Here is a 23525-nt window from a genome sequence, read left to right on the forward strand (position 1 = left end):
GATTCCACGGTCCGGCTTGCCACCTGCAACGCGCGCATCTTCGGGGCGGTGAGCCGTGAGCGCACCTGCGTCGAAAGCAAGCAAGGGACAGGAGACGGCGTTCGCGGATCGCTGGCCGATGTGCTGGATCGTTCGTTCAACGTCTATATCGGCACGACCTTTCGCCGCGCTGATTTCGAGGCGGTGGGTGGGTTTGACACTGCGATGGCGCAGTCTGAGGACTTTGATCTGTGGGTCAAACTGATGCTGCGCGGTGGACAGGCGCACTATGTTGACGAAGTGCTGGGCGATTATCGCGTTCGCCCGGGCTCTGCTTCTAGCAATGCCGGACGCATGCTGCTCGGCAACATCCGGGTTTATGAGAAAGCACTTGCGCATCTTTCCGCAGACCGCCCGGAGCACGCGCTCGTCCGCTCATTGATGGCAGAAAGTCGCTCGGCGCTCTCGTTCGAGCATGCCATGGACCGCATCATAGACGGTGATACCCGCAGGGGTCTGGCTGAATTGCGCGACGTGGTTCGGGCGGGCGGTATGGTCGGCGGGCCGGTGTGGCGCTTTGCTTTCGCGCTGTGGCAGGTGCTTCCTTGGCTGGCGAGACCGATGTTGCGCTGGAGACGGCGGGCGCACAGCCGTGGCGCGGCTGCAAGCGCCGGCACGTTCCCGAGCTTTCTCGAGATCGAAGGATGAGCGCCGACAAGCCCTCCGCCGCACAGCCGGCGATGTCGGTGCGGACTGCAGCGCTCTGGGCGCTGGGCTCGCAGTATGCGTCGTTCGCGCTGCAGTTCGTCACCAGCATCGTGCTGGCGCGCTGGTTCATCACGCCAGAGCAGCTGGGCCAGTTCTCCATCGCCTTCGCCGCAGTGACGCTGGTGGCGTTCCTGCAGGACTTCGGCGTCACCCGCTATATCAACGGCGAGCGCGATCTGACGCCGGACAAGCTGCGCTCGGCCTTTGCGATATCTGTGCTGTTTGCCTGGGGGATTGCCGTTCTGGCGCTTCTGGCTGCCTGGCCGATCGCCAGGTTCTATGGCGACCCCGGCCTGCTTCCGGTCACGCTGGTCATTGCGGGATCCTATCTGCTGGTGCCACTGGCCATCGTTCCGCAGGCGACCTGCCAGCGGCGTATGGACTATCGCTCGAACAGCATGATCGAGGTCGGCTCGGCCATCGCCAATGCAGCGACGGCGGTGACGCTCGCGGTTCTGGGCCATGGCGCGCTGGCCCTGGCCTGGGGCGCTTTTGCGCAGCAGGCGGCAAGACTGGTCGTCAGCCAGTGGCGGGCCGGCGGAATGCTGCCCTGGCCGCTGCGTATCGGCGAGGTGCGACCGATCCTTGCGCTCGGCGGTACCAACACGGTGCAGGTGCTGTGCAATTCGCTTTCGGCGCGAGCGCCGGAGCTGGTGATCGGGCGGATGATCGACAATGCGGCGGTCGGCCTCTTCGCGCGCGCATCCGGGCTGGCGCTGCAACTTCGGCTGCTGATCGCAGGTGCGGTGACGGGCGTGTTCTATCCCGCATTCCGACGCATCCGTGACAGTGGCGAGCCGCTTGGCCCGCCGTACTTGCGCGTACTGGCTGCCTATACCGGCGTCACCTGGCCCGCGATGGCAGGCATTGCCGTGCTGTCCGAGCCCATGATCCGGCTGCTGTATGGCGAGCGCTGGATCGCCGCGGCCCCGCTTCTGACATGGGTTGCCCTCTCGCAGATCGGCTACGTCGCCTTGCCGCTGTACGCCGACCTGCCTGTGCTGATGGGACGGTTGAAGCCGCTGATGCGCTGCATGATCGCCGAGACGCTGCTCTCGATCCTGCTGATCGCAGCAACGGCCCCCTTCGGCCTCGAATGGGTTGCGCTTTCACGGGTGGCGCATGCCGTTCTCTGGGTTGCGATCTACCTGCCGCTGCTGCGGCGCACGCTGGACCTGCCCTTTTCTGCGGTGGCCAAAGTCTGGTTGCGCAGCGCTATCGTCACGCTGGCTGCAGTCCTGCCGGTCCTCGCCGGTTATGCGATCGGCAACGGCCCCGCCGACCTTGGCATCGGGCAAGCCGCCGCCACCGTTCTTTGCGGCATCGCACTATGGTTCGCAGCGCTTTGGCTGACCCGGCACCCGCTCCTGCCGGAAATCGCGGAAATGGTGCAGGCGCTGCTGCCTGCCCTGCGCCGCAAGAGCGGTCTCGCGCGCGGTTGAGCGCTCTGGCGCAGCGGCGCCATCAGGCGTAAGATGCGTTCCCGGGAGAACGCCGCCATGCTACCTGTTCGCGCACCGATCCTGAAGTCCTTGGCCTTTGCCAAGGCTGCGGCGCATGCCGGTACTGCCTTGTTCGCCTGTGCGCTCCCGTTTCAGCAGGCCGCCGCGCAATCTGCAGCGCCTGCGCCACCCCCGCTCTCATCCGCAGACGAACTCGTCCATATCCAGCGGGACACCCATGATCGCATGACAGTTCCGGTCAGGATCGGCAGCAGCGGGCCTTACGAGTTCCTGATCGATACCGGATCGGAACGCACCGTGCTTTCGCGGCAAGTCGCCAGCGCGCTTGGCCTGCCAATCGCGGGGAACGGCATGGTCGTTGGCGTCGCGGGATCGCAAGCCGTTCAGATGGTGGACGTCGACGAGATCAGCCTGGGCAAGCGCACCTATTATACGCTGTCTGCCCCGCTGCTCGAAGCCGATCACATCGGGGCCGATGGCATCGTCGGGTTGGACAGCCTGCAGGACCAGCGGGTGCTGATCGATTTCCACGCCAACCGCATGGCCATCGGCGATGCCGCTTCGCTTGGCGGCACGCGCGGGTTCGAGATCGTAGTCAAGGCCAAGCGCCGCTCCGGCCAGTTGATCATGACCAATGCCATCGTCGACGGCGTGCCGACGGACATCGTGCTCGATACCGGCTCCGACAGCTCGATCGGCAACCCCGCCCTGCGCAACGCGCTGACCCGGCGCCGCAAGGCCGAGCAGACCGTGCTGTTCTCGGTCACCGGCCAGTCGGTTGGCGCGGAACTCGTCATGGCTTCGACCATAGATGTCGAAGGCCTGCAGTTGCACAACACCTGGCTTGCCTTTGCCGATTCCCCGGCGTTCCACCGGCTCGGACTGGTCAAGCGCCCCGCGATGCTGCTGGGCATGGCGCAACTGCGCATGTTCCGGCGCGTGGCCATCGATTTCGCCACGCGCCGTGTGCTGTTCGACCTGCCAGTCGGCGTTGCAGGACTAGACTGTAGATTTCCGCTGAGAAGTGACCCGGTATTTCCATCGAGAATTGACCCGGGTGATGGTATGTCCCGCAGAGCGGGTTTTGGGTCAAGCTGGTGATTTTTCCTTTCGTGGTTTTGGTGAGGCAGAGCTGGCCCTGAACCGGAAGCTGTCATTGCCAGTTTCGATGATGTGGCAATGATGGGTTAGCCGATCCAGCAGGGCTGTGGTCATCTTGGCATCGCTGAATACCTCGGCCCATTCGCTGAAGCTGAGGTTAGTGGTGATCACGACGCTGGTGCGTTCGTACAATTTGCTGAGCAGGTGGAACAGCAAAGCTCCGCCTGATGGGCTGAACGGCAGATAGCCCAGTTCATCAAGGATGATGAGATCGAGCTTGAGCAGACGTTCGGCAATCTGCCCCGCCTTGTTGGCTGCTTTTTCCTGTTCGAGCGCATTGACCAGATCGACCGTGGCAAAGAAGCGCACTTTTCTGCGGTGATGTTCGACGGCTTGAACTCCCAGCGCAGTGGCGATGTGCGATTTGCCGGTTCCGGGCCCGCCAATCAGTACTACGTTGTCAGCGCCGTCGATGAACTCGCCACCATGGAGTTGCCGAACCAGGGCCTCGTTGGCCTCGCTGGATGCGAAGTCGAACCCGGCCAGGTCTTTGTAAGCTGGGAACCGGGCGGCCTTGATCTGATAAGCAATCGAGCGGACCTCACGTTCGGCCATCTCGGCTTTGAGCAACTGGGAGACCATCGGCACTGCGGCACTGAAGGCTGGGGCGCCTTGCTCGATAAGGTCCCCCACTGCTTGGGCCATGCCATACAACTTCAGCGCCTTGAGCATGACGACAACGGCGGCACTGGCGGGGTCATGACGCATGACGCAGCCCTCCCTCACGCAGGGCATCATAACGTCCGACATTGGCCAACGGCTCTTGCGCAAGGCGCAAAGCCTGCGGTGCGTCAATCGGCGCTGCCGGTGGAGCCTTACCATCGATCAGGCGGTGCAGGATATTGAGGACGTGGGTCTTGGTGGCGACGCCCGCATCCAGCGCCAGTTCGACAGCGCAAAGCACTGCCTGTTCGTCATGTTGCAGCACCAACGCCAATATCTCCGCCATCTCCTTGTCTCCGCCGGGACGACGTAGGAGCTGGCTTTGCAGCTGCTTGAAGGCCTCTGGGAGCTGCAAGAATGGCGCGCCATTGCGCAGTGCTCCCGGCTTGCGCTGGACTACTGCCAGATAATGCCGCCAGTCATAAATTGTCCGCCCGCCAGTGTGGTGGGATCGGTCAATGATTCTGGCATGTTCGCAAAGGATCTGCCCCTCGGCCGCCACCACGATCCGCTCGGGGTAGATCCTGATGCTGACCGGGCGGTTGGCAAAGGATGCCGGGACGCTGTACCGATTGCGTTCAAAGCTGATGAGGCAGATCGGGGACACCCGCTTGGTGTGTTCGACAAAACCATCGAAGGTCCGCCCCAGCGGCATCAGACTACCAACCTCAGCGGCGTGTACATCGGCTACGGTGCCGGGCAAGTTGCCATGTTGGATCTCACCCCATTGCGCGATGCATTGTTCCTCGAGCCAGGCATTGAGCGCATGGATATCCGGGAAGCTCGGCAACTTCTGCCACAGCCGCCGCCGTGCATCTTGCACGTTCTTCTCGACTTGGCCCTTCTCCCACCCCGAGGCCGGATTGCAGAATGCAGGCTCGAACAAGTAGTGGCTGGCCATTGCGGTGAAGCGCGCGTTGACCTGTCGGGCTTTGCCCTTGCCGATCTTATCGACCGCAGTTCGCATGTTATCGAAGATCCCGCGCTGCGGCACACCACCCAGCACGCGGAATGCCTGCGTCAGTGCATCAAACAGCATCTCATGCGTCTGTAACGGATAGGCCCGCACGATGAACGCCTTGCTGTGTGATAGTTTGGTATGGGCCGCCTGCAGCTTGACACGCTCGCCACCAAGAATTGCCCAATCTTCGCTCCAGTCGAACTGGAACGCCTCACCTGGCTGGAAAACCAAAGGCACGTATGTTCCGCGGCCACTGGCCTGCTGTGCCAAGAGACGGCCTGCCTTCCAATCCCGCACATAGGCAGCGACACGATTATAGGACCCTTCGTAGCCCAATACGGCCAGATCAGCATGCATCTGCTTCGCCGTGCGCTTCTGCTTGCGCGATTTGCCAGCCTCGATTTGTAACCAACCCGTCAGCTTCTCAGCAAACGGGTCCAGCTTGCTCGACCGGTCAGGTACCTTGAACTGCGGCACCACCGTATCCGCGCGCAGATACTTGCGGATCGTGTTGCGCGACAAACCGGTGCGCCGCTCAATCTCACGAAGCGGGATCTTATCACGAAGGCGCCACCGGCGAATTACACTCAATAAATCCATGTCGATCACTCCCGATACCCCTGACTGGTCAGCCAGGGGCGGGTTCAAACATGGGTCAATTCTCAATGGAAATTTATGCCCTTACCGGGTCACTTCTCAGCGGAAATCTACACGAATGGCGCACGCACTTGCGCGAGAAGATGAACCGGCTCGACGGGCAAGCCCTCGCCCGCGCGGTCGATTCCCTGCTCAACTACGAGACGGTGAAGTACTTCGGCGCAGAATCGCGCGAGGAAGCTCGCTATGCCTCAGCCGCGCGCGCATACGCCGATGCGGCGGTGAAAAGCGAGAACAGCCTTGGCCTGCTCAACATCGCGCAGGCAATGATCGTCAACCTGCTGATGGCGGGCGCGATGGCATGGACGGTCTGGGGCTGGTCGCAAGGCAAACTGACGGTGGGTGACCTCGTCTTCGTCAACACCTACCTCACACAGCTTTTCCGGCCATTGGACATGCTCGGCATGGTCTATCGCACGATCCGGCAGGGCCTGATCGACATGGCCGAAATGTTCCGCCTGATCGATACGCACATCGAAGTGGCCGACGCGCCGAACGCACCGGCGCTGATCGTCAGCCGCCCCTCGGTCACCTTTGACAACGTGATCTTCGGCTATGATCGCGACCGCGAAATCCTGCACGGCCTCTCGTTCGAGGTGCCTGCCGGCAGCCGCGTCGCCATCGTCGGCCCCTCGGGCGCGGGCAAGTCGACCATCGCGCGCCTGCTGTTCCGCTTCTACGATCCGTGGGAAGGCCGCATCCTGATCGATGGGCAGGACATCAGGGGCGTGACGCAGACGAGCTTGCGCGCCGCGCTCGGCATCGTCCCGCAGGACTCGGTGCTGTTCAACGACACCATCGGCTACAACATCGCCTATGGCCGCGATGGCGCGAGCCAAGCCGAAGTCGATGCCGCAGCGCGCGGTGCCGCCATAGCCGATTTCATCGCCCGACTGCCACAGGGTTACGACACCGAAGTGGGCGAGCGCGGCCTCAAGCTGTCAGGCGGCGAAAAGCAGCGCGTCGCCATTGCGCGCACCTTGGTCAAGAACCCGCCCATCGTGCTGTTCGACGAGGCGACCAGCGCATTGGATACCCGCACCGAGCAAGACATCCTGACCACGATGCGCGCGGTCGCCAGCCACCGCACCACGATCTCCATCGCGCACCGGCTATCGACAATCGCGGATTCGGACACGATCCTCGTGCTCGATCAGGGGCGGCTTGCAGAGCAAGGCAGCCACACCGACTTGCTGCGCCGCGATGGACTCTATGCGGAGATGTGGGCGCGTCAGGCGCAGGAAAGCGCCGAGGTCAGCGAAGCGGCGGAGTAGCTAACTGGCCAATTCCAGAACCACCGTCGCCCCGGACTTGATCCGGGGCCCCGCTTGCTGAACCACGCCGAAAGAACAAGCGGGATCCCGGATCAAGTCCGGGATGACGGGCAGTGTGGAACGGTGAAAACTACTTCACCACATCCGCCTCATGCCACACCACGGCCTGCGCCACCTTGATGCAGTCCATGCCGCCGTCATAGGTCATCGAGGGCGAGCCATAGAGCCGCCAGCCCTGCGCCAGCGCTTCGGAAACGCGCTCACAGAAGGCGCGGTCGTCCTTGCCAGTGAGCAGGCGATAGATCGGGCGGTCTTCGGGAGTCTGATGCATCATGATCCTCGGCAATCGATGCGCCAGCAGAACAGCGCGCCGTCCTCTTCGTCAAGCCGTTCGGAGATTCTGCCAAAGCCGTTGCGCTCCAGCACGCGCTGCGAGGCAATGTTGTCGGTGCGCGTCTCGGCATAGAGTGCGCCGACCCGCTCGTCCGATCCTGCCAATTTGACCAGCGCATTCACCGCCGCCGATGCATGACCCCGTCCTTGCGAACCCGGTGCCACGCCATATCCGATCTGGAGCACACCGTCGGCCAGCACCGCTGTGACCGACAGCAGACCGACGAGTTCGCCACCAGAAACGATCAACCAGGCCGATGGCGCAAAGAGTTCCGCGACCGTCTCGGCCAATCCGGCCAGCATCGCAATAACTTCAGTCTCGGCGACTGGCGTACGCCCAAGGCCAATATCCGGCTCAGGCCGCTCCCCGGCCAGCAGGCGCGCAAAGTGCACGCCCGTTGCGGGAAGCAGCCTGACCGTCATAGGATGTACTTCGAAAGGTCCGCGTTTCCGGCAAGGTTGGCGAGCTTGTCGGCGACATAGGCCTCGTCCACCGTTACCGTCTCGCCCGCGCGGTCCTCGGCATCGAAGCTGACTTCCTCGAGCAGCTTTTCCATCACCGTCTGCAAACGCCGCGCGCCGATGTTCTCGACGCTTTCGTTCACCTGAGCTGCCGTGCGGGCAATGGCGCGGATGGCTTCAGGCGTGAAGTCCAGCGTCACGTTCTCCGTCGCAATCAGCGCGCGATACTGTTCGACGAGGTTCGCGCGCGTTTCCGACAGGATGCGCACGAAATCATCCTCGGTCAGCGCCTTCAACTCCACCCTGATCGGCAGGCGGCCCTGCAGTTCGGGCAGCATGTCAGAAGGCTTGGCGACATGGAACGCCCCCGAAGCGATGAACAGCACGTGGTCGGTCTTCATCGGGCCGTACTTGGTGGCAACCGTCGTGCCCTCGATCAGCGGCAGCAGATCGCGCTGCACGCCTTCGCGCGAAACCGAACCGCCACGCACATCGGACACCGCGATCTTGTCGATCTCGTCGAGGAAGACGATGCCGTTGGTCTCGGCGTTGCGGATCGCCTCGCGCGCGACGTCGTCCTGATCCATGCGCTTTTCAGCTTCTTCGTCGACCAGCTTGTCCCAGGCATCGGCCACCCGCATCTTGCGGCGCTTGAGGTTCTGCTTGCCGAACGCCTTGCCCATCATGTCCGACAGGTTGATCATGCCGATACCGCCGGGCATGCCGGGGATCTCCATCGGGGTGGAGGGGGTGTCCTCCACTTCAATCTCGACCTCGACCTCGTTCATCGAGCCATCGGCCAGGCGCTGTTTGAAGCTCTCGCGCGTCGCCTCGCTGGCGCCATCGCCCACCAGTGCCTTAAGCAAACGGTCCATCGCGGCCTTGCTGGCAGCGTCACGCACCGCATCGCGGCGACGCTCTTTCTCAAGCCGGATCGCCTCTTCGACCAGATCGCGGGCGATTTGCTCCACGTCGCGGCCGACGTAGCCAACCTCGGTGAACTTGGTGGCTTCCACCTTCACGAAGGGCGCATCGGCCAGCTTGGCCAGACGGCGGCTGATCTCGGTCTTGCCGCAGCCCGTCGGCCCGATCATCAGGATGTTCTTCGGGGATACCTCATCGCGCAGGTCAGCGGACAGGCGCTGGCGACGCCAGCGATTGCGCAGGGCGACCGCAACGGCCTTCTTGGCATCGCTCTGCCCGACGATGTGCTCGTCCAGCGCGCGAACGATAGCCTTGGGGGTAAGAGAATCAAGCATCAGATTTCCTCGACCGTCACGCGGTCGTTGGTGAAGACGCAGACTTCGGCGGCGACCTGCATGGCGCGGCGGGCGATCTTCTCGGCATCGTCTTCATAGTCAGTGAGGGCGCGGGCGGCGGCGAGCGCGTAGTTTCCGCCAGATCCGATCGCGGCGATTCCGCCTTCCGGCTCCAGCACGTCGCCGTTTCCGGTCAGGATCAGCATCGTCTCGGCGTCGGCAACGATCATGAGCGCTTCGAGATTGCGCAGGTACTTGTCGGTGCGCCAGTCCTTGGCGAGTTCGACGGCGGCGCGCATCAACTGGCCGCGATGCTGCTCCAGCTTGCGCTCGAGCCGCTCGAACAGGGTGAAGGCATCGGCAGTCGCACCTGCGAAACCGGCAATCACCTTGCCGTCCCCGATGCGGCGGACCTTGCGGGCGTTCGGCTTCATCACCGTGTTGCCCATGGAAACCTGCCCGTCACCGGCGATGACGGTGCGGCCGCTCTTCTTCACCCCGATGATGGTGGTGCCGTGCCACTGGATAAGGCCGTGGCTCGCCCTGCTGTCGTCCATGCCTCGGATATGAGGGGCGCGACAGCTATTTCAAGCGGCGGCCAATCAGCTGCCGTTCGGACCCGTACCGCCCGGAGCCTGACCTGCGCCGCCCGGAATGGCACCGACTGCGCCGATGTTGCCGAACAGGTCTTCGAAGAACGACCGGTCGCGGCCCAGCGTTGGCGTCTTGTCGCTCTCGGGCGAAAGGCGGACGACCTTTTCCATGCCTTCACGATTCAGCGAGGTGACGTTGCCCTTGGCATCGAAGTCGACCACGAGAATGGCCTGAGTGTCGGTGCGAGGGCGGTTGAACGGGCGCTGCTTGGTGTTCTGCGCGACGTAGTACCAGGTCTGCTTGCCATAGGGGCTGGTAAAAGTCGGCCGACCGAGCGTGCGTTCGACCGAAAGCTTGTTGTCCACGCCCGGCTGGACGGTGGCAACCAGCGCTTCGTCGATGATGTAGCCGCGATGGTCCTTGATGCTGGCGCAGCCGGATGCCGCCACGCCCAGGGCGAGCACTGTCGCACCCTGTACCAACAGCCGACTGTTCCGCATTCGCAAACTCCGCTCTTCAATCTTTTGCCGTCATGCCCGTTTGCATCGGGAATGCACAGACTATATCGCCAAGGCCAATTGCAGGACCCTTAGGGTCCAATCGGAATAACCGCAATGCCGCCCGGCATGACTGCCCGCAAGCAGACTGCTGGACGGCCCAGATTTAATCGGCCCTGAACGGGCCGAACCTCAAGGATTGCCGCGATGTCCATTCTTACCAAGCTGTTCGGTCGCAAGCAGGACGACCGTGCCGTGGCCCGCCCCTTGTGGCACCGCACGGTTGAGATCGCGCGCGAGAAGGAGTGGTATCGCGATTGCGGCGTGGCAGACACGGTTGCCGGGCGATTCGACATGATCACGCTGATCCTCTCGGTCGTGCTGATCCGGATGGAGCGCGAGGCCGAACTTATCGAGCCTTCCGTGCGACTTACCGAACTGTTCGTCGAGGACATGGACGGCCAGCTGCGCGAGAGCGGGGTGGGTGACGTAATCGTCGGCAAGCGTGTGGGCGAATTGATGAGCGTGCTGGGTGGCCGGCTCGGCGCCTATCGCGAGGCGCTGGCCGCGCGCGACGAGGCGATGATGGCGCAGGCGATAGAGCGCAACGTGACCTTGCATGACGGCACCGATCCGCTGCCGATCACCCGCCGCGTGCGGGCCTTCGCCGCCGGGCTGGACCTCGTTCCGGCCTTCCGCGTTCTTGATGCGGAGATCGGGAAATGACCATGGAATCAGAGTTTTCACGGGTAATCGACCTTCGCCAGATCAACGATGAGCCCATCGTGCTGGAACCCACCGAAGACGAGCGCAGACGCCTTGCAGGACGTTTCCAACTCTCGGCAGTGAACGCCATGCAGGCGACCATCTCTCTGAGGCGCGACGGGGACAAGGTGGAGGCAAAGGGCCATCTCAACGCCTCGATCGTGCAGCTCTGCGCGATCTCCGGCGAGGACTTCCCCGTCTCCATCAGCGAACCCATCGCGCTCCGCTTCATCCCCATCACCGGCACTCATTCCCCCGACGAGGAAATCGAGATCACCGCCGACGATTGCGACGAGATCGAGTACGAGGGCACAACTTTCGATCTGGGCGAGGCGGTGGCGCAGAGCCTTGCGCTTGCCATCGACCCCTTTGCCGAGGGGCCCAATGCCGACAAGGCGCGGGCCGAGCATAATCTGGCCGGTGATGCCGGGTCTGGCGCGTTCGCAGCGCTTGCCGCGCTGAAGAAGGGCTGAGGTCTTGGCTCCACCCCCCGGGCGCGGACGCGATCTTACCAGCGGGCCGATCCTCAAGACGCTGGTGCTGTTCTCCGCGCCGACGCTGGCTTCCAACATCCTGCAATCGCTCAACGGGTCGATCAATTCGATCTGGGTCGGGCGGATGCTCGGCGAAGGTGCACTGGCGGCCACGGCCAATGCCAACGTGGTAATGTTCCTCGTCTTTGCGGCAGCATTCGGCTTCGGCATGGCGGCGACGGTCAAGATCGGGCAAGCGTTTGGCGCGCGCGACGTGCTGGCGGCGCGGCGGACGTTCGGATCGGCGGTGGGCTTCTGCGTGCTGCTCTCGCTAGTCGTCGGCACAATGGGCTGGGTCTTCGCACCCGAGCTGCTGACAGCAATGGCCGCACCGGGCGAGACATATGCCTATGCGCTTACCTACCTGCGGGTGATCTTCGTTGCCATGCCCGCATCGATGATCACGGTCATGCTCGGCATGAGCCTGCGCGGCGGGGGCGATGCGGCAACGCCGCTCAAGTTCATGATCCTTTCCTCCGTTCTCGACGTGATCCTAAACCCACTGCTGATAGGCGGCTTCGGCCCGATCCCGGCGATGGGCATCGCGGGCGCGGCACTGGCGACGGCGATTGCCTCGTTCGTCTCGATGGCGGGCATCGTCGCCTACGTCTATGCCAAGGACCTGCCGCTGCGGCTGAGGGGTGCCGAACTGAAGTGGCTCTGGCCGCGCCGCGACGAGCTGGGCTACATCCTGACCAAGGGCCTGCCGATGGGCGCGCAGATGCTGGTGATCTCCGCGGCCGGGATCATCGTGATCGGCCTCGTCAACCGCGAGGGGCTGTTGGTCAGTGCGGCCTATGGCGCGGCGCTGCAACTGTGGACCTATCTGCAGATGCCGGCGATGGCGATCTCCGCTGCGGTAAGTGCCATGGCCGCGCAGGCGATCGGCGCAGGGCTGGACCAGCGTCTGGGCAAGATTTCGCGCTCGGGCGTCCTTCTCAACCTCTCGGTCACCGGAGCGCTCTGCGCCCTGATCCTGCTGTTCGACCGGCCTGCGCTCGAGCTGTTCCTTGGCTCGGCCAGCCCGTCCGTCGACGAAGCGCGACACATCCAGTTCCTCGCGAGCTGGAGCTACCTACTGTTCGGCGTGACCATGGTGCTGTTCGGAACAATGCGGGCAGGCGGGGTGGTCTGGACACCGCTGATTATCCTGTCGATCGCGATGTATCCCGTGCGTCTCGGCTTCTATTACGCATTCTACCCGCAGCTTGGTGCCGATGCGCTGTGGCTCGCCTTCCCGGTAAGCTCTGCCGTGGCCGTGGCTCTGGCGGTCTATGCCTATCGCCAGCCCGCGTGGCGCGAGCGGGCGCGCGCGGTTCCGGACGAAGAGTGCGAGGAAGAGACCCACGCCGACGCCGATACGGCAGGACGGATGATGCCGAGCTTGTAGTAATGAAAGCGGCGCGGAGCCCGTGTCAGCGGCTCTGCGCGCGCCAGCGTTGTACGGTGCGTTCGACAGCGCGTTCCTCGCCGCCGCTCTTGCTCCACAATTCGTAGAACGAGGGATCATTCGATGCGGGGCGCTTGATCGCCTCAAGCTCGTCGAACGAGACGCGCATCGGGATCGACACGCCTTCGCCCGAGATGATGCATTCGCGGTTGCGCAATGCCGGGATCGTATCGACAAAGCCGCGCGCGCCCTCGGGCATGGCCGCCTTGACGAAGGCCTGGTCGCGTTCGTTGTTGAGGCGCATCGCGATGATCGTGCCGCACTGCGACAGCACGCCTTCGGCAAGATCGGAGGGACGCTGGGTGATCAGGCCGAGCGACACGCCGTACTTGCGGCCTTCCTTGGCGATGCGCGATAGAATGCGGCCGACCGAGGAGCCGTCAGAGTTCTTCTCGTTGGGCACGTAGCGGTGCGCTTCCTCGCAGACGAGCAGGACTGGCCGCGTTTCCTCGTCGCGCGCCCAGATCGCATAGTCGAACACGAGGCGGCTGAGCACGGCGACGACCGTGGAGGTGATTTCCGATGGTACGCCCGAGACATCGATGATCGAGATGGGCTTGCCGTTGGCCGGCATGCGGAAGATCTTGGCGATGAATTCCGCCATCGTATCGCCCACCAGCATGCCTGAGAACATGAACTGGTAGCGCGGATCGCTGCGGATTTCCTCGATCTTGGTTTTGAGCCGCATGTAGGGGATCGAGTTGGTGCCCTTGTCGAGCCGACCCATCTCGTTCTGCAGCACGTTCAGCAGATCGGAGAGCAGGTAGGGAATTGGCGAGTCGACCGTGATCTTGCCGATCTGCTCGGCGAGGCGATTGCGCTGGCGCGCGGCGAGCAGGCACTTGGCGAGAATGTCCTGATCGACCTGCCGATCGACGCCTTGCGCGGTCACGAAAACTTCGCAGTGCTCCTCGAAGTTCATCAGCCAGTAGGGCATCTGCAGGTTCGACACGTCGAGCAATTGCCCGGTCACGCGGAAGGCGCTGGCGTATTCACCGTGGGGGTCGATCATCACGATATGGCCGGCAGGGGCCATCTCGCAGATCCGGTGCAGCATCAGTGCCGCGGCGGTTGACTTGCCGGTGCCGGTCGAGCCCAGCAGGGCGAAGTGCTTGCCAAGCAGCGCATCGACATAGAGCCCCGCGCGGATGTCGCGCGTGGGGAACACGGTGCCGATGGAAATATTGGTACGCCCGTCGCTGGCATATATCTGGCGCAAGTCGTTGCTTGTGGCGGGATAGACCAGCGCTCCGGGCACAGGATAGCGCGTGACGCCGCGACGGAATCCGTAGATCTTGCCGGTCAGGCGCTCTTCCTCGCCTTCACCGAGGAAGTCGATCTGCGCGACCACGCCGCCATCGACGCTGGTGTCCTGCCGCTGCGTGCGCACGCTGGCGAGCAACCAGGAGTTGCCGACGCGGATCTTGATCTGGCTGCCGACCTTGCCCGAAAGCGCCACCGACGGATCGAGATCGGACGAGCACTGTTCTAGCCGACCGAGGTCGAGAGCGATGGCAGAGCTTGACCCTGCAATCTCGCGCACATGGCCGATGGGGTGCCGCGCATTCTCTGATCCGAGAGCGTTTTCCGACGCGACGAAAGTGGTGCGAAGATCGCCGCCATCTTCGCCGACCGCCGCAGCAGGCACGAAACTCTGCATACCCATGTCGGACATCACGCTAAAAACCTCTCGGCCGGAACTGGCGATTGGTTACCGATTAGCGCTTTCAGGTTAAAAACGACTAAACCTTCGGAATAGTTGCCATTCGGCTCAGACCAGCGCGAACAAGCGTCCGGCGATCCAGCCCATGGCCACCGATACGATCACCGCGAACAGGCCATAGAGCCAGCCATTGCGATCGGCCGCCACTGCAACAAAGCGTTCGAAACCTTCCTTCTTCACCTCGACCCGGGTGATTGCAGAGGCCACAACCTTGCCACCGCGAATGGCGAATGTCTCAGCCGTATAGGTACCGGTCTGCACGCTCGAGGGCAGGCTGATCCGGGCCTGGTAGAGCACCTGCCCGCTGATCTTCACGCTGCCTTCGTCCTCGCGGTAGAGGCCCTGACGGCGCATCAGATCGACCAGCCCCGCAGAGAAGCGCTGCTGTTCGCGCGGCTCGATCACACCGATGGGTGAGAGCTGCAACCATTTGAGGCCGAGTTCGTAGATCGCGGCAGTCTTGTCATCGACAATCTTTGCGATGGGGCGCGAGGAGGCGACGGCGAAGTAGCTGGGGGCCGAGCGGAATTCGAGCGAATCGGCATTGATCCACATGCCTGCGATCTTCTGCTTTTCGCGCAGGACAATCGACTGCACCGGGCCTTCGAGCACGACGACGATATCGTAATCCTGCGCCGCGCGGCTGCCTTCGGGACTGAGGATCGCGCCGAACAGCAGCAGGTCCGCCCCGGTGAAGCCCTGCCGCACCTGGACTTCATGCTGCGAGATTTCGGGAACGAGGATCGGGTCGCGCGCGCCGGTAAGGAGCAGGCAGACCAGCAGGACCAGCAAGCGCCACGGATTGCGGCCGACAGCCATCATAGCGGCACCACGGTGTAGATCTCGTCCGGGCGGTAGCCGAGGCCCAACGCCATGCGCAGGGCAACCGCCAGCACGATCACCGCAAGGATCAGGCGCAATTGTTCGGGCTTGGCCTTCTGCGCAAAGAACGTGCCGAGCTGCGCCCCGGTGACCGAGCCGACCAGCAGCAGTCCAGCCAGCACGATGTCCACCGCCCGCGTCGTCAGCGCGTGCATCATCGTGGTCACCATGGTGACGAAGAGGATCTGGAACAGCGAGGTACCGACGACCACGTTCACGCCCATGCCGAGGATATAGAGCATGGCGGGCACGAGAATGAACCCGCCGCCGATGCCCATCAGCATGGTAAGGATGCCAGTCGCCATGCCGAGCAGCAGCGGCGCGAGCGGCGAGATGTAGAGGCCCGAGCGATAGAACCGCCAGCGCAAGGGCAGGCTTGCCACCAACGGATGGTGCCGCCGCTTGCGCGCTGGCAGGGGGACGCCTGCGCGCTGTGCCTTCAGCGCGGTGATGCTCTCATGCGCCATCAGCCCGCCGATCCCGCCGAGCAGCAGGACGTAGAGGATATTGATCACCGTATCGATCTGGCCGAGCGACTGGAGCAGGCGGAACAGCAGCGAACCGATCCCGGTGCCGATCACGCCGCCCGCCACAAGAACCGCGCCGATATGGTAATCGATCCCGCCGCGCCGCGCCTGCGCGAAAGCGCCTGAGACGCTGGCCCCGGTGACCTGGCTGGCGGCCGAGGCGGCAGCGACAGTGGGCGGCACACCGTAGAAGATCAGCAGTGGCGTCGTCAGGAAGCCGCCGCCAACGCCGAACATCCCCGAAAGCAGCCCGGTGAGGGCGCCAAGGCCGATGATAACCAGACCGTTGACCGACAGGTTCGCGATGGGGAGATAGACGTCCATTGCCATTCCGACGCTAGGCCGCGCGAAGCACGCCAGCAACCCCGCAAGGGAGGGTTTGCGGCAAAAAGCTGTGCCTTCAGAAGGCGGATGTCACGGTGATGGCGGGACCACTGTCAGGGCGGGCATTTCCGGCGAGGCGGAAGCGCCAGTCGAGGGCGACGCGGCTCGGTCCGGCCAGACGTCCGGGATCGATGCGGAAGGACAGGCGGGGCCCTACGTCGAGGCGGACAGCACCCTCCTGTCCGCCTGCCCAGAAGCCTGCGCCGACCCGGAGATCGTTGTTGCGCGGCACCACGCCGCGCAAGGGTCGGTCGAGCAGAGCCTGGACATCGAAGAACGGCGTTGCCCCCCGTCCGCCGGCATAGCCTGCCTGTCCGTAGGCTTCGGCGCGGAAGCCGAGCGGCAGGCGCTGCCATGGCAGTTCGGTGATCACGGTTGCCACCGGGCGCACCTGCATCGACGAGGCCTTGGTATCCTGCAGCCGCGCCTCGACGAGAACGCGCAACGGAAGCTTGCGCACCGGGCGCATGCCGAAGCCGATGGCGACTTCGCGATCCTGGCCCGGAGCGTTGATGGCAAGCGAGGTGCGCAAGTAGGCGTAGGACGAGCCGACCTCGCCCTTGCCGAGGCGGTAGCGCACGATCGCGCCGGCCTGGCTCGCGCCATAGGACGCAGCACCGGGAGCCTGCGCCGCATCGCCGCTGCCTGCGCGCATCAGCACCCAGTTCTCGCCGCTCCAGCGCGGGTCGTCCTTTTCCACCAGGGGTTCGTAGAACTCGTCTTCGGGCTTTGGTTGGGACTGGCGACGAGGCGGAATCGCCAGTGCATGCGCGGGGTTCAGGACGCTCGCCTGCCATGCGAATTGCTGCGGCCAAGGCATCGCCGGAGCTGCCGCATCGGGGGGCTGGTGCCTTACAGGCCCGATGAGAGCAGACGCGCGTGTTGCGGCCGGGGGGCGGGCCGGGTCGCGACGCTTCGGGATGGCATCCGCGGGCGTGGCGGATGGTGGAATACCTTCAGCCGCCGTGAGCAAGATCCCGGTAGTGCCTGCACTTGTAGGCGATGCTTCCCACATGGCGATCCGCAATGCGGTCCATCCGGCGAAAAGAAAGCCGAGCGCAAGCAGCGGCTGACCGCGCCGGGCGGACGCGGGTTGCGCCATCAGGCCGGGGCCGGAAGGGGGCGCGGCTCCGCCAGGGGTAGGGCAAGGGGCAGGACTTGTGCGAGGTGCGCGGTGTGGACCGTGTGATCCCAGCGCAGCCGGCCGCCAAGGAGCACGCGGACATAGGCCATGAGCGCACGGCGCGCGGCCATGACCGCGATGACGTTGCCCAGCGGAAAGCGCAAGACAGCGAGCAGACCTTCGCGCAGGCCGTATTCGCGTGCGGTGAAGAGCGCCCGCATGGCGAGCCGCCAGACGAGGCTGGCAAAGTTGAACGCCAGAAGGGCGCGCAACAGCGGCCCGTCGGGGACAGGCTCGGCCAGCCCCGCCTGCTGCGCCAGCAACAGCACCGGCCAAAGCAGCAGCAGCGCATAGGCCGCGCAGATCACCACGGCCACCAGCGGTCCGCGACGGTCACGCAGTCGCATCCAAAAGTCACACAGCCGCATGGTCCAGCCAAGCCGGTCCCATCCCTGGAAGGCGATGCCGTGGACCCAGCGTGCCTTTTGCCGGACCGCTTCAGCAATGCCACCGGGAAAGAACTCGCGTGTGGCGACGAGCGTGCCGTCGTGCGCACGCATCCGCAGGAACGCCGAGCGCCCGCCCGTGACAGTGACGAGCAGGCCACTTTCATAGTCCTCGGTCAGGCATTCCGCAGCGAAGGGCTCGTCCCTGGCGCGATGTGCGATGATCCTGTCGATGGCCCGGCGAGAGAATGCGCAGCCGACGCCTGCCGAGGGCAGTGCCGCGCCGATGTGATGGCGCACGACCATGTCGCGGGCGTGAGCCTCGGCGAACTCGTCGCAGTAGTGTCCGGCGACCCAGCGCGAGGTGCATTGGGGTTCCGGCCGGACCGGCAACTGGACGAAATCGACATTGTCGAGCGCGCGGTCCATCACGGTGAGCGCGGCGGGGTGGACCATGTCCTCGGCATCGTGGAGGATCAGCGCCCGCACCTGCAGGCGCGCGCGGCGCTCGTCCTCGCAGATGGCACGGTAGAGACGGTTGAGGCAGTCTGCCTTGGTCGTCGGCCCATCGCAATCGTGGACCACTACGCGCAGGCGCGAATCGGACTCCGTTCCGGTAAGCGCAGTCAGTGTTGCCGTATCGTTGCGATAACAGCCGACGTAGATGCGCAAGTGGCGATGAGGCCAACTGCGCAAGGTGTGGGTGACCATCGTGCCGATAACCTGCGCTTCGTGCCAGGCGGGGACGAGCACTGCTGCCACTCCGGCAAGTTCGGCATGGCCGCAACCGGACACCCGCAGTGTCCGCCCGTGTCCGAGCAGGCGCAACCGCAACCATGCCAGATCGAGGAGCAGCTCATCGAGAGCGAACACGGAAAACCAGATGGCGGCGAACAGGAGAAGTTCATGCTCCACCACCGCCAGCCATTGTAGCGCGGGATAGGATGGCCATCCCAACAAGACCCTGCTCCCGTTTGACGCACTCCGCCCTCGCGGGCACAAGCGCTAGCTATGCCCGTTGCAAGGCCTTCAGGAACCAAGGGATGATTCGAAAATGGCAGGAATGCCGGACTTTAGCCGCCTCTGGCACCGGCTGAGCCATAACGAGGCAGCCCCCGGGATCGTGCTCATGGTCTGCGCTGCCATCGCGCTGGCCATTGCAAACTCGCCGCTCGCGGACAGATGGCACGACCTTTTTCATCACGCATTGCCGTGGACCCCGGTGGCCAAGCTCGACACGCTGCACCTGTGGATCAACGACGCGCTGATGGCAGTGTTCTTCTTCGTGGTGGGGCTTGAGATCAAACGCGAGATCCTTGCGGGCGAACTCTCGGCCCCCCCCCGCCGCCGCCTTCCGGTGCTGGCCGCCATTGCGGGAATGGCGATCCCTGCCCTTGTCTATCTGGCAGTCGCTGTGGGCGAACCGACACTGCACCGCGGCTGGGCCATTCCTTCGGCGACCGACATCGCCTTTGCCATCGGCGTCCTCGCGCTCGCCGGGAAGGGCTTGCCGCCCTCGCTGCGCCTGTTCCTGCTGACGGTAGCCATCGTCGACGATCTGGGCGCGGTGCTGGTCATCGCGTTCTTCTATACGAGCGGCCTCGACCTCCCGTGGCTTGGCGTGGCCGCTGCGATCTTCGTCGCCTTGGTGATCGTCAACCGCTTGGGGGTCAAAGCACTTGCGCCTTACGTAATTGGCGCGGTGGCGCTGTGGTACGCCGTGCTCCATTCAGGCGTCCACGCCACCATCGCTGGTGTCCTTGCGGCGCTGACCGTGCCGCTGGCCCTGAACCGCAAGCACGACAGTCCGCTGCTGCGGCTCGAGCACGCTCTGGTCGCACCCAACGGCTTCGTGATTGTGCCCCTGTTCGGCCTGGCCAATGCAGGCGTGGCACTGGCGACAAATGCAGGAGGTTCGCACACGCTGCCTCTGGCCATCGGGCTTGGTCTTGTGCTTGGCAAGCAGGCTGGCATCCTTGGCAGCATTCTGCTGGCAGAGCGTACCGGACTTGCCCGACGCCCGGAGGGCGCAAGCCTGCGCCAGCTCTGGGGTCTTGCCCTGCTTTGCGGCATCGGCTTCACCATGAGCCTGTTCATCGCAGGCCTCGCCTTCCCGCTTGCCCCCGCACTGGTCGAGGAAGCCAAGATCGGCATTCTCGGCGGATCGATCATTTCGGCGCTTGCAGGCCTTACCCTGCTTCGGGGAAGCACGAGAGGCCATTGATCGCTTCAATCGATAAATATCGCCATGTCTTTGCGTGAAACCTTTCAGTGAGTCCAGCGTATAGGAGGCTCATCCACCCGGACACGAAAGGGGAATGTCATGCCCGGAGACAATGCAAAGAAGGCTCTGATCGATAGCTTGAACGGCCTGCTGGCCGACTATTTCACGCTCTATCTCAAGACCAAGAACTATCACTGGCACGTGGCTGGACCGCAGTTCCGCGATCTGCACCTGATGTTCGACGAGCAGGCGGCCGAGCTCTTCGCGCTGACCGACATCATTGCCGAACGCGTGCGCAAGAACGGCGGTGACACGCTGACCGGAATCGGCGCGATTGCCGGCAAGTCCTCGATCAAGGACGATGACCGCTCGAAGATCGACGCGATGGAAATGGTCCGCAACCTGCGTGACGACAACCTCGCGCTGGTTGAGGCGATCCGCGCGGTGAAGGCCGCTGCGACCGCCGCGGGCGACAACGCCACCGAAGGCGCGGCCGATGACTGGACTGATCAGGCCGAACAGCGCGCCTGGTTCCTGACGCAAACGTTGGCCTGACGCTTATAAGGTTCCGCTCGTCCCGATGCCGATGCCGCCGGGACGGGCGTCGAACCCGCCTGATTTCAGTGCATCGACGGCTTCCTGCGGCAGGCCGGTAAGCGTCAGGTCAGCCTGCCAGCGCCCGTCGCCGCCAAGCTTCAGCGTCATCCGTTCCATGCCCTGAGGGCCGCGCATCGGCACGATCAGCGCGCTTTTCTCACAACGCGCCTGCCCGGACAGCGTGATCGCATCCGGCAGCAGCGGTCCGAGCGAGGCGAGGGTCAGGCTGAGCGTGCCTTGCGCCTCGCTGCACTGGCCGCCGTCCATCACGACCGTGAGATCGCCAAAGCCGAGCGAGGTGACGGGAAGTCCGCCGAGTCCATCGGGAAGGAGCACCGTACCGTTGGCATTGGCGATCCGCGACGACCCGACCTTTGCCGAAAAGCCTTCCCGCGCAATGCTAAAGCGCGCCTGTCCGATCAGCAGCGGGAGCGGCTCCAACCCTGCCTCGACCGTGCCGAGCGGGACTGGCCCCGCCTTGAGATCGGCAATCCGTCCGTCCCAGACGCTGCCTTCAACGCTGCGCGCGGTCACGCTTTCCGGCATTGCCAGGCCGAGCACCAGTCGCAGCGGCATTAGGACAAGCAGCGCAAGAACGAAGAGCCCTGCCAATGCCAGTCGGTCCCTTCGGTCCAGTGCTCGCCCGCGCACGAAGATCCACCGTCCGATCATGATCCGGCCTTGCGCAATGTGACGTTTACGGAAACGGTGCCATCGGGCGCGGGCGTGATCGTGACCTGTTCTACCGCCAAACCCTTGGCCCCCAGACCATCAAGCCATGCGAGCACTGCCGAAGGCCGCACGGTCGGGATGACGAGCACCGCCATGTCGCTGCCGCGCGACTGTGCCGACTGGACAACGAACCCTGCATCCTGCGCGCTCGCGTTGGCAATCTGATCGACGGGACCGGCCAGCGCCGCGCCCCGCGCTGCCGGAGCGCGCTTGAGGGCGTCGAGCCCGGCAACCATGCGCCCTGCCCGCTCGGTCGCCTCGCGATGGCGAACGGCCGCATCGTCAAGCGCAGTCCCGAGCGGCAGGATCAACCCATAGATCAGCAGCACCACAGCCGCGAGAGAACCGGCCACGCCGACCAGCGCTCGTTCGCGCTGCGTAAGCCCGAGGAACCAGGCCGAGACTTGGCGCATCATGGTGCCCTCACCGTGATTGCGGCGACCGTCGCGCCAGTGGGATCGGGAGCAAGCGCAGGCGGCACGGTGACCTTCCAGCCGTTATTCTGCAGCGCGATCAGCACCGCGTTGACGTCTTCGGGGCGGGGCGCGGCGGCGGTGAAGCGCAAGGTGCCATCCGCACCGTAGCCGAGATCGCGCAGCTTGACCCCCGGCACAGGCCGCATCGCTTCGAGCAGTGCTGCAGTGGGCGCGGCAAAGCTGGTGCCGCCTTCGCCACGCTTGGCGAGTTCGGTGGTTAGCAGGCGCTCGGCCGTGTCGAGATCGGTCGCTGCGGGAAAGCGCTTCTGCGCCAGTTCGAGCGCGCGCGATTCAACGGCGCTGCTGTCGGCATTCCACTTCCCGATCCACACCAGCATCAGGAGCAGGCCGAGCAGCGCGGCCGTGGCGGCCATGCGGGCAAGGCCCAGCCAGTCCGCCGTGCGGAACACCGAGACGCGGCGCGGGGCATAGATGCCCTGCCGCAGGTTGAGCGGCGGCACAGCGTGGACTTTGGCAAGGCGCAAAGCGAGCATGTCTTCATCGAGCGCGGCTTGCTCCAGCCCTTCGGCAAGGATCGAAACCAGCGCGTCCTCGGCGGCAAAGGCTGCATCGGGACTGCGTGCCAGAAGCTGTCCGCCGACAGAGGCGAGAACCAGCGTGCCCTCAGTACGCGGCAGGACCAGTGCGGCCGGAACCAACGCTTGCGGATCGAGTCCTTCGCTTGCCAGTGCCGCCAGCCAGTGATCCATCGCCGATGCCGCAACCCGAGATGACAGCAGGCGCCCGCTGTCGGTGCCGACGGCGACGTGGAGCTGGCTCGTCAGACCACCCTGAGCCAGAGCCAACCGCTCCGCCGCAAGCGCCTGTGCAGGGGGCATGTCGGGCAGGGCCTTGTCGGTTACCGGGGCATCGGACGAGGGGACCAGAACAGTCACCGTTCCGACCTCGCCCCAAGGCGCTTCAGCGGTACCGGGCAAGTGATGGTGCTCCGACCCAAACCCGTCTGCGCCCACGCGCCACCAACGCCACGATTCTCCCGGCTTGGCTGGCAGCAGGACGATCAGGTCGTCAGCAGGTTGCGGGGTTGAAGCCACTGGCGCGCTTCACTTCTGTCCGGCGTAGATATCGGCGTTAAGGTCGCTGCCGCCCGGCTGGCCGTCGGCACCCAGCGAGAATATCTCGAACGGACGGCCATCGCGGCCCGGCACCTGATACTGGTAGGGATGGCCCCACGGATCGTTGGGGATGTCTTTCACATAACCGCCCGAACGGTAGTTCTGCGGCATCGACAGGTTGGCAGGCGGAGACTTGAGCGCAGTGAGTCCCTCGCCCTGTCCGGGGTAGCTGGCCATGTCGAGGCGGTACATTTCCATGCCCTGTTCGAGCGTGGCGATGTCGCTGCGCGCCTTGACCACCATGGCCTTGTCCTGGCTCGGCAGGACGTTGATCAGGACGACCGTGGCGAGCAGGCCGATGATGAAGATCACGACCATCAGTTCGACGAGGCTGAAGCCGTTGCGGCGGCGCTTGCCCTCGGTATCGGGGGTCTGGTTCGGGGCGTCTTCAGTCAT

General features: G+C 64.4%; 24 protein-coding genes and 1 pseudogene (1 of these 25 running past the window's edge). 9 read left to right on the top strand and 16 right to left on the bottom strand.

Annotated features, from left to right (window positions below; translation table 11 throughout):
- The 3 genes in view from ACZ1JX_RS13050 to ACZ1JX_RS13060 are tightly spaced (at most 57 nt apart) and all read left to right on the top strand, a layout consistent with a single transcriptional unit that may run on beyond the window.
- Positions 1–687, top strand: partial view of a glycosyltransferase family 2 protein gene (locus ACZ1JX_RS13050; protein ID WP_465123959.1) — the 3' portion only. 360 nt of this gene lie to the left of the window's left edge; the window shows 687 of its 1047 coding nt (coding positions 361–1047); its start codon lies beyond the left edge, outside the window; the stop codon is at positions 685–687.
- On the top strand, positions 684–2189 hold the full coding sequence (locus tag ACZ1JX_RS13055; RefSeq protein WP_465123960.1) for a lipopolysaccharide biosynthesis protein: 1506 nt from the start codon (positions 684–686) through the stop codon (positions 2187–2189). The genes ACZ1JX_RS13050 and ACZ1JX_RS13055 overlap by 4 nt, the downstream gene beginning before the upstream one ends.
- A 57-nt stretch (positions 2190–2246) precedes the next feature.
- Positions 2247–3311: an aspartyl protease family protein gene (locus ACZ1JX_RS13060; protein ID WP_465123961.1), complete on the top strand. Its 1065-nt coding sequence runs from the start codon at positions 2247–2249 to the stop codon at positions 3309–3311.
- Here the strand turns inward: ACZ1JX_RS13060 and istB are convergent.
- Both istB and istA read right to left on the bottom strand, forming a co-directional pair.
- A complete protein-coding gene (gene istB, locus ACZ1JX_RS13065; protein ID WP_086740912.1) occupies positions 3300–4079 on the bottom strand; it encodes an IS21-like element helper ATPase IstB in 780 nt (259 codons plus the stop codon). The two genes, ACZ1JX_RS13060 and istB, sit on opposite strands and share 12 nt — an antisense overlap.
- The gene (istA, locus tag ACZ1JX_RS13070) at positions 4069–5595 is read right to left on the bottom strand and encodes an IS21 family transposase (RefSeq protein WP_277788710.1); all 1527 of its coding nucleotides are present in this window, start codon (positions 5593–5595) and stop codon (positions 4069–4071) included. Before istA ends, istB begins: the two co-directional genes overlap by 11 nt.
- Positions 5596–5708: 113 nt before the next feature.
- Here istA and atm1 point away from each other — a divergent pair.
- Positions 5709–6926: pseudogene (gene atm1 / locus ACZ1JX_RS13075) on the top strand (heavy metal ABC transporter ATP-binding protein/permease Atm1); the annotation flags it as partial.
- Between the two features lie 130 nt (positions 6927–7056).
- Here atm1 and ACZ1JX_RS13080 read toward each other — a convergent pair.
- The 5 genes from ACZ1JX_RS13080 to ACZ1JX_RS13100 are packed head-to-tail and all read right to left on the bottom strand — an operon-like array spanning position 7057 to position 10134.
- Positions 7057–7257, bottom strand: coding sequence for a DUF1737 domain-containing protein (locus ACZ1JX_RS13080; RefSeq protein ID WP_465126412.1), 201 nt, complete (start codon positions 7255–7257; stop codon positions 7057–7059).
- Positions 7257–7742 carry a GNAT family N-acetyltransferase gene (locus ACZ1JX_RS13085; protein ID WP_465123962.1) on the bottom strand — a complete coding sequence of 162 codons (486 nt, stop codon included), beginning with the start codon at positions 7740–7742 and terminating at the stop codon, positions 7257–7259. Before ACZ1JX_RS13085 ends, ACZ1JX_RS13080 begins: the two co-directional genes overlap by 1 nt.
- Complete coding sequence (gene hslU, locus ACZ1JX_RS13090) at positions 7739–9040, bottom strand: ATP-dependent protease ATPase subunit HslU (protein ID WP_465123963.1); 1302 nt, start codon at positions 9038–9040, stop codon at positions 7739–7741. The genes ACZ1JX_RS13085 and hslU overlap by 4 nt, the downstream gene beginning before the upstream one ends.
- On the bottom strand, positions 9040–9597 hold the full coding sequence (hslV, locus tag ACZ1JX_RS13095; RefSeq protein WP_465123964.1) for an ATP-dependent protease subunit HslV: 558 nt from the start codon (positions 9595–9597) through the stop codon (positions 9040–9042). Before hslV ends, hslU begins: the two co-directional genes overlap by 1 nt.
- Positions 9598–9642: 45 nt before the next feature.
- Positions 9643–10134: an outer membrane protein assembly factor BamE gene (locus ACZ1JX_RS13100; protein WP_465123965.1), complete on the bottom strand. Its 492-nt coding sequence runs from the start codon at positions 10132–10134 to the stop codon at positions 9643–9645.
- Between the two features lie 204 nt (positions 10135–10338).
- Between ACZ1JX_RS13100 and ACZ1JX_RS13105 the strand changes: the two genes are divergently transcribed.
- The 3 genes from ACZ1JX_RS13105 to ACZ1JX_RS13115 are packed head-to-tail and all read left to right on the top strand — an operon-like array spanning position 10339 to position 12819.
- The gene (locus tag ACZ1JX_RS13105; RefSeq protein WP_465123966.1) at positions 10339–10857 is read left to right on the top strand and encodes a ubiquinol-cytochrome C chaperone family protein; all 519 of its coding nucleotides are present in this window, start codon (positions 10339–10341) and stop codon (positions 10855–10857) included.
- Positions 10858–10859: 2 nt separating this feature from the next.
- Positions 10860–11369, top strand: coding sequence for a YceD family protein (locus ACZ1JX_RS13110; protein WP_465126413.1), 510 nt, complete (start codon positions 10860–10862; stop codon positions 11367–11369).
- 4 nt (positions 11370–11373) lie between these two features.
- On the top strand, positions 11374–12819 hold the full coding sequence (locus tag ACZ1JX_RS13115; RefSeq protein ID WP_465123967.1) for an MATE family efflux transporter: 1446 nt from the start codon (positions 11374–11376) through the stop codon (positions 12817–12819).
- Positions 12820–12844: 25 nt separating this feature from the next.
- Here ACZ1JX_RS13115 and ACZ1JX_RS13120 read toward each other — a convergent pair whose 3' ends face one another.
- From ACZ1JX_RS13120 to ACZ1JX_RS13140, 5 genes are all read right to left on the bottom strand, one after another.
- Positions 12845–14554, bottom strand: a complete 1710-nt coding sequence (locus tag ACZ1JX_RS13120) for an ATP-binding protein (protein WP_465123968.1) — start codon at positions 14552–14554, stop codon at positions 12845–12847.
- Positions 14555–14650: 96 nt separating this feature from the next.
- On the bottom strand, positions 14651–15424 hold the full coding sequence (locus ACZ1JX_RS13125) for a TIGR02186 family protein (protein ID WP_465123969.1): 774 nt from the start codon (positions 15422–15424) through the stop codon (positions 14651–14653).
- Positions 15421–16335, bottom strand: a complete 915-nt coding sequence (locus ACZ1JX_RS13130) for a sulfite exporter TauE/SafE family protein (protein WP_465126414.1) — start codon at positions 16333–16335, stop codon at positions 15421–15423. Before ACZ1JX_RS13130 ends, ACZ1JX_RS13125 begins: the two co-directional genes overlap by 4 nt.
- A gap of 76 nt (positions 16336–16411) precedes the next feature.
- Positions 16412–17095, bottom strand: a complete 684-nt coding sequence (locus ACZ1JX_RS13135) for a hypothetical protein (RefSeq protein ID WP_465123970.1) — start codon at positions 17093–17095, stop codon at positions 16412–16414.
- A gap of 401 nt (positions 17096–17496) precedes the next feature.
- Complete coding sequence (locus ACZ1JX_RS13140; RefSeq protein WP_465123971.1) at positions 17497–18924, bottom strand: glycosyl transferase family protein; 1428 nt, start codon at positions 18922–18924, stop codon at positions 17497–17499.
- Positions 18925–19018: 94 nt separating this feature from the next.
- On the opposite strand from ACZ1JX_RS13140, the gene nhaA reads away from it, so the two are divergent.
- Positions 19019–20188 (top strand): Na+/H+ antiporter NhaA, encoded by a 1170-nt coding sequence (gene nhaA, locus ACZ1JX_RS13145; RefSeq protein ID WP_465123972.1) that lies wholly within the window; start codon positions 19019–19021, stop codon positions 20186–20188.
- A gap of 99 nt (positions 20189–20287) precedes the next feature.
- Entirely contained in the window at positions 20288–20743 is a 456-nt protein-coding gene (locus ACZ1JX_RS13150) for a Dps family protein (protein WP_465123973.1), read from the top strand.
- A gap of 3 nt (positions 20744–20746) precedes the next feature.
- On the opposite strand, the gene gspN is transcribed toward ACZ1JX_RS13150, so the two are convergent.
- Genes gspN through gspG form a run of 4 tightly spaced genes read right to left on the bottom strand, consistent with a single transcriptional unit; the run spans position 20747 to position 23525 of the window.
- A complete protein-coding gene (gene gspN / locus ACZ1JX_RS13155) occupies positions 20747–21457 on the bottom strand; it encodes a type II secretion system protein N (protein ID WP_465123974.1) in 711 nt (236 codons plus the stop codon).
- Positions 21454–21933 carry a type II secretion system protein GspM gene (gspM, locus tag ACZ1JX_RS13160; RefSeq protein ID WP_465123975.1) on the bottom strand — a complete coding sequence of 160 codons (480 nt, stop codon included), beginning with the start codon at positions 21931–21933 and terminating at the stop codon, positions 21454–21456. Before gspM ends, gspN begins: the two co-directional genes overlap by 4 nt.
- The gene (gene gspL, locus ACZ1JX_RS13165) at positions 21930–23048 is read right to left on the bottom strand and encodes a type II secretion system protein GspL (RefSeq protein WP_465123976.1); all 1119 of its coding nucleotides are present in this window, start codon (positions 23046–23048) and stop codon (positions 21930–21932) included. Before gspL ends, gspM begins: the two co-directional genes overlap by 4 nt.
- A 9-nt stretch (positions 23049–23057) precedes the next feature.
- Positions 23058–23525, bottom strand: a complete 468-nt coding sequence (gene gspG, locus ACZ1JX_RS13170) for a type II secretion system major pseudopilin GspG (protein WP_465123977.1) — start codon at positions 23523–23525, stop codon at positions 23058–23060.

This window comes from Novosphingobium sp. BL-A-41-Hi4A-0G, assembly GCF_055521735.1.

Bases quoted from the DNA above. Each gene is read 5' to 3' on its own strand.
- ACZ1JX_RS13060 (WP_465123961.1), top strand. From the start codon at position 2,247: ATGCTACCTGTTCGCGCACCGATCCTGAAGTCCTTGGCCTTTGCCAAG.
- ACZ1JX_RS13080 (WP_465126412.1), bottom strand. From the start codon at position 7,257: ATGCATCAGACTCCCGAAGACCGCCCGATCTATCGCCTGCTCACTGGC.
- ACZ1JX_RS13150 (WP_465123973.1), top strand. From the start codon at position 20,288: ATGCCCGGAGACAATGCAAAGAAGGCTCTGATCGATAGCTTGAACGGC.
- istA (WP_277788710.1), bottom strand. From the start codon at position 5,595: ATGGATTTATTGAGTGTAATTCGCCGGTGGCGCCTTCGTGATAAGATC.
- ACZ1JX_RS13130 (WP_465126414.1), bottom strand. From the start codon at position 16,335: ATGGACGTCTATCTCCCCATCGCGAACCTGTCGGTCAACGGTCTGGTT.
- gspM (WP_465123975.1), bottom strand. From the start codon at position 21,933: ATGATGCGCCAAGTCTCGGCCTGGTTCCTCGGGCTTACGCAGCGCGAA.
- ACZ1JX_RS13085 (WP_465123962.1), bottom strand. From the start codon at position 7,742: ATGACGGTCAGGCTGCTTCCCGCAACGGGCGTGCACTTTGCGCGCCTG.
- ACZ1JX_RS13055 (WP_465123960.1), top strand. From the start codon at position 684: ATGAGCGCCGACAAGCCCTCCGCCGCACAGCCGGCGATGTCGGTGCGG.
- ACZ1JX_RS13125 (WP_465123969.1), bottom strand. From the start codon at position 15,424: ATGATGGCTGTCGGCCGCAATCCGTGGCGCTTGCTGGTCCTGCTGGTC.
- ACZ1JX_RS13110 (WP_465126413.1), top strand. From the start codon at position 10,860: ATGGAATCAGAGTTTTCACGGGTAATCGACCTTCGCCAGATCAACGAT.
- ACZ1JX_RS13105 (WP_465123966.1), top strand. From the start codon at position 10,339: ATGTCCATTCTTACCAAGCTGTTCGGTCGCAAGCAGGACGACCGTGCC.
- hslU (WP_465123963.1), bottom strand. From the start codon at position 9,040: ATGCTTGATTCTCTTACCCCCAAGGCTATCGTTCGCGCGCTGGACGAG.
- hslV (WP_465123964.1), bottom strand. From the start codon at position 9,597: ATGGACGACAGCAGGGCGAGCCACGGCCTTATCCAGTGGCACGGCACC.
- gspN (WP_465123974.1), bottom strand. From the start codon at position 21,457: ATGATCGGACGGTGGATCTTCGTGCGCGGGCGAGCACTGGACCGAAGG.
- ACZ1JX_RS13120 (WP_465123968.1), bottom strand. From the start codon at position 14,554: ATGTCCGACATGGGTATGCAGAGTTTCGTGCCTGCTGCGGCGGTCGGC.
- nhaA (WP_465123972.1), top strand. From the start codon at position 19,019: ATGGCAGGAATGCCGGACTTTAGCCGCCTCTGGCACCGGCTGAGCCAT.
- ACZ1JX_RS13100 (WP_465123965.1), bottom strand. From the start codon at position 10,134: ATGCGGAACAGTCGGCTGTTGGTACAGGGTGCGACAGTGCTCGCCCTG.
- istB (WP_086740912.1), bottom strand. From the start codon at position 4,079: ATGCGTCATGACCCCGCCAGTGCCGCCGTTGTCGTCATGCTCAAGGCG.
- gspG (WP_465123977.1), bottom strand. From the start codon at position 23,525: ATGACTGAAGACGCCCCGAACCAGACCCCCGATACCGAGGGCAAGCGC.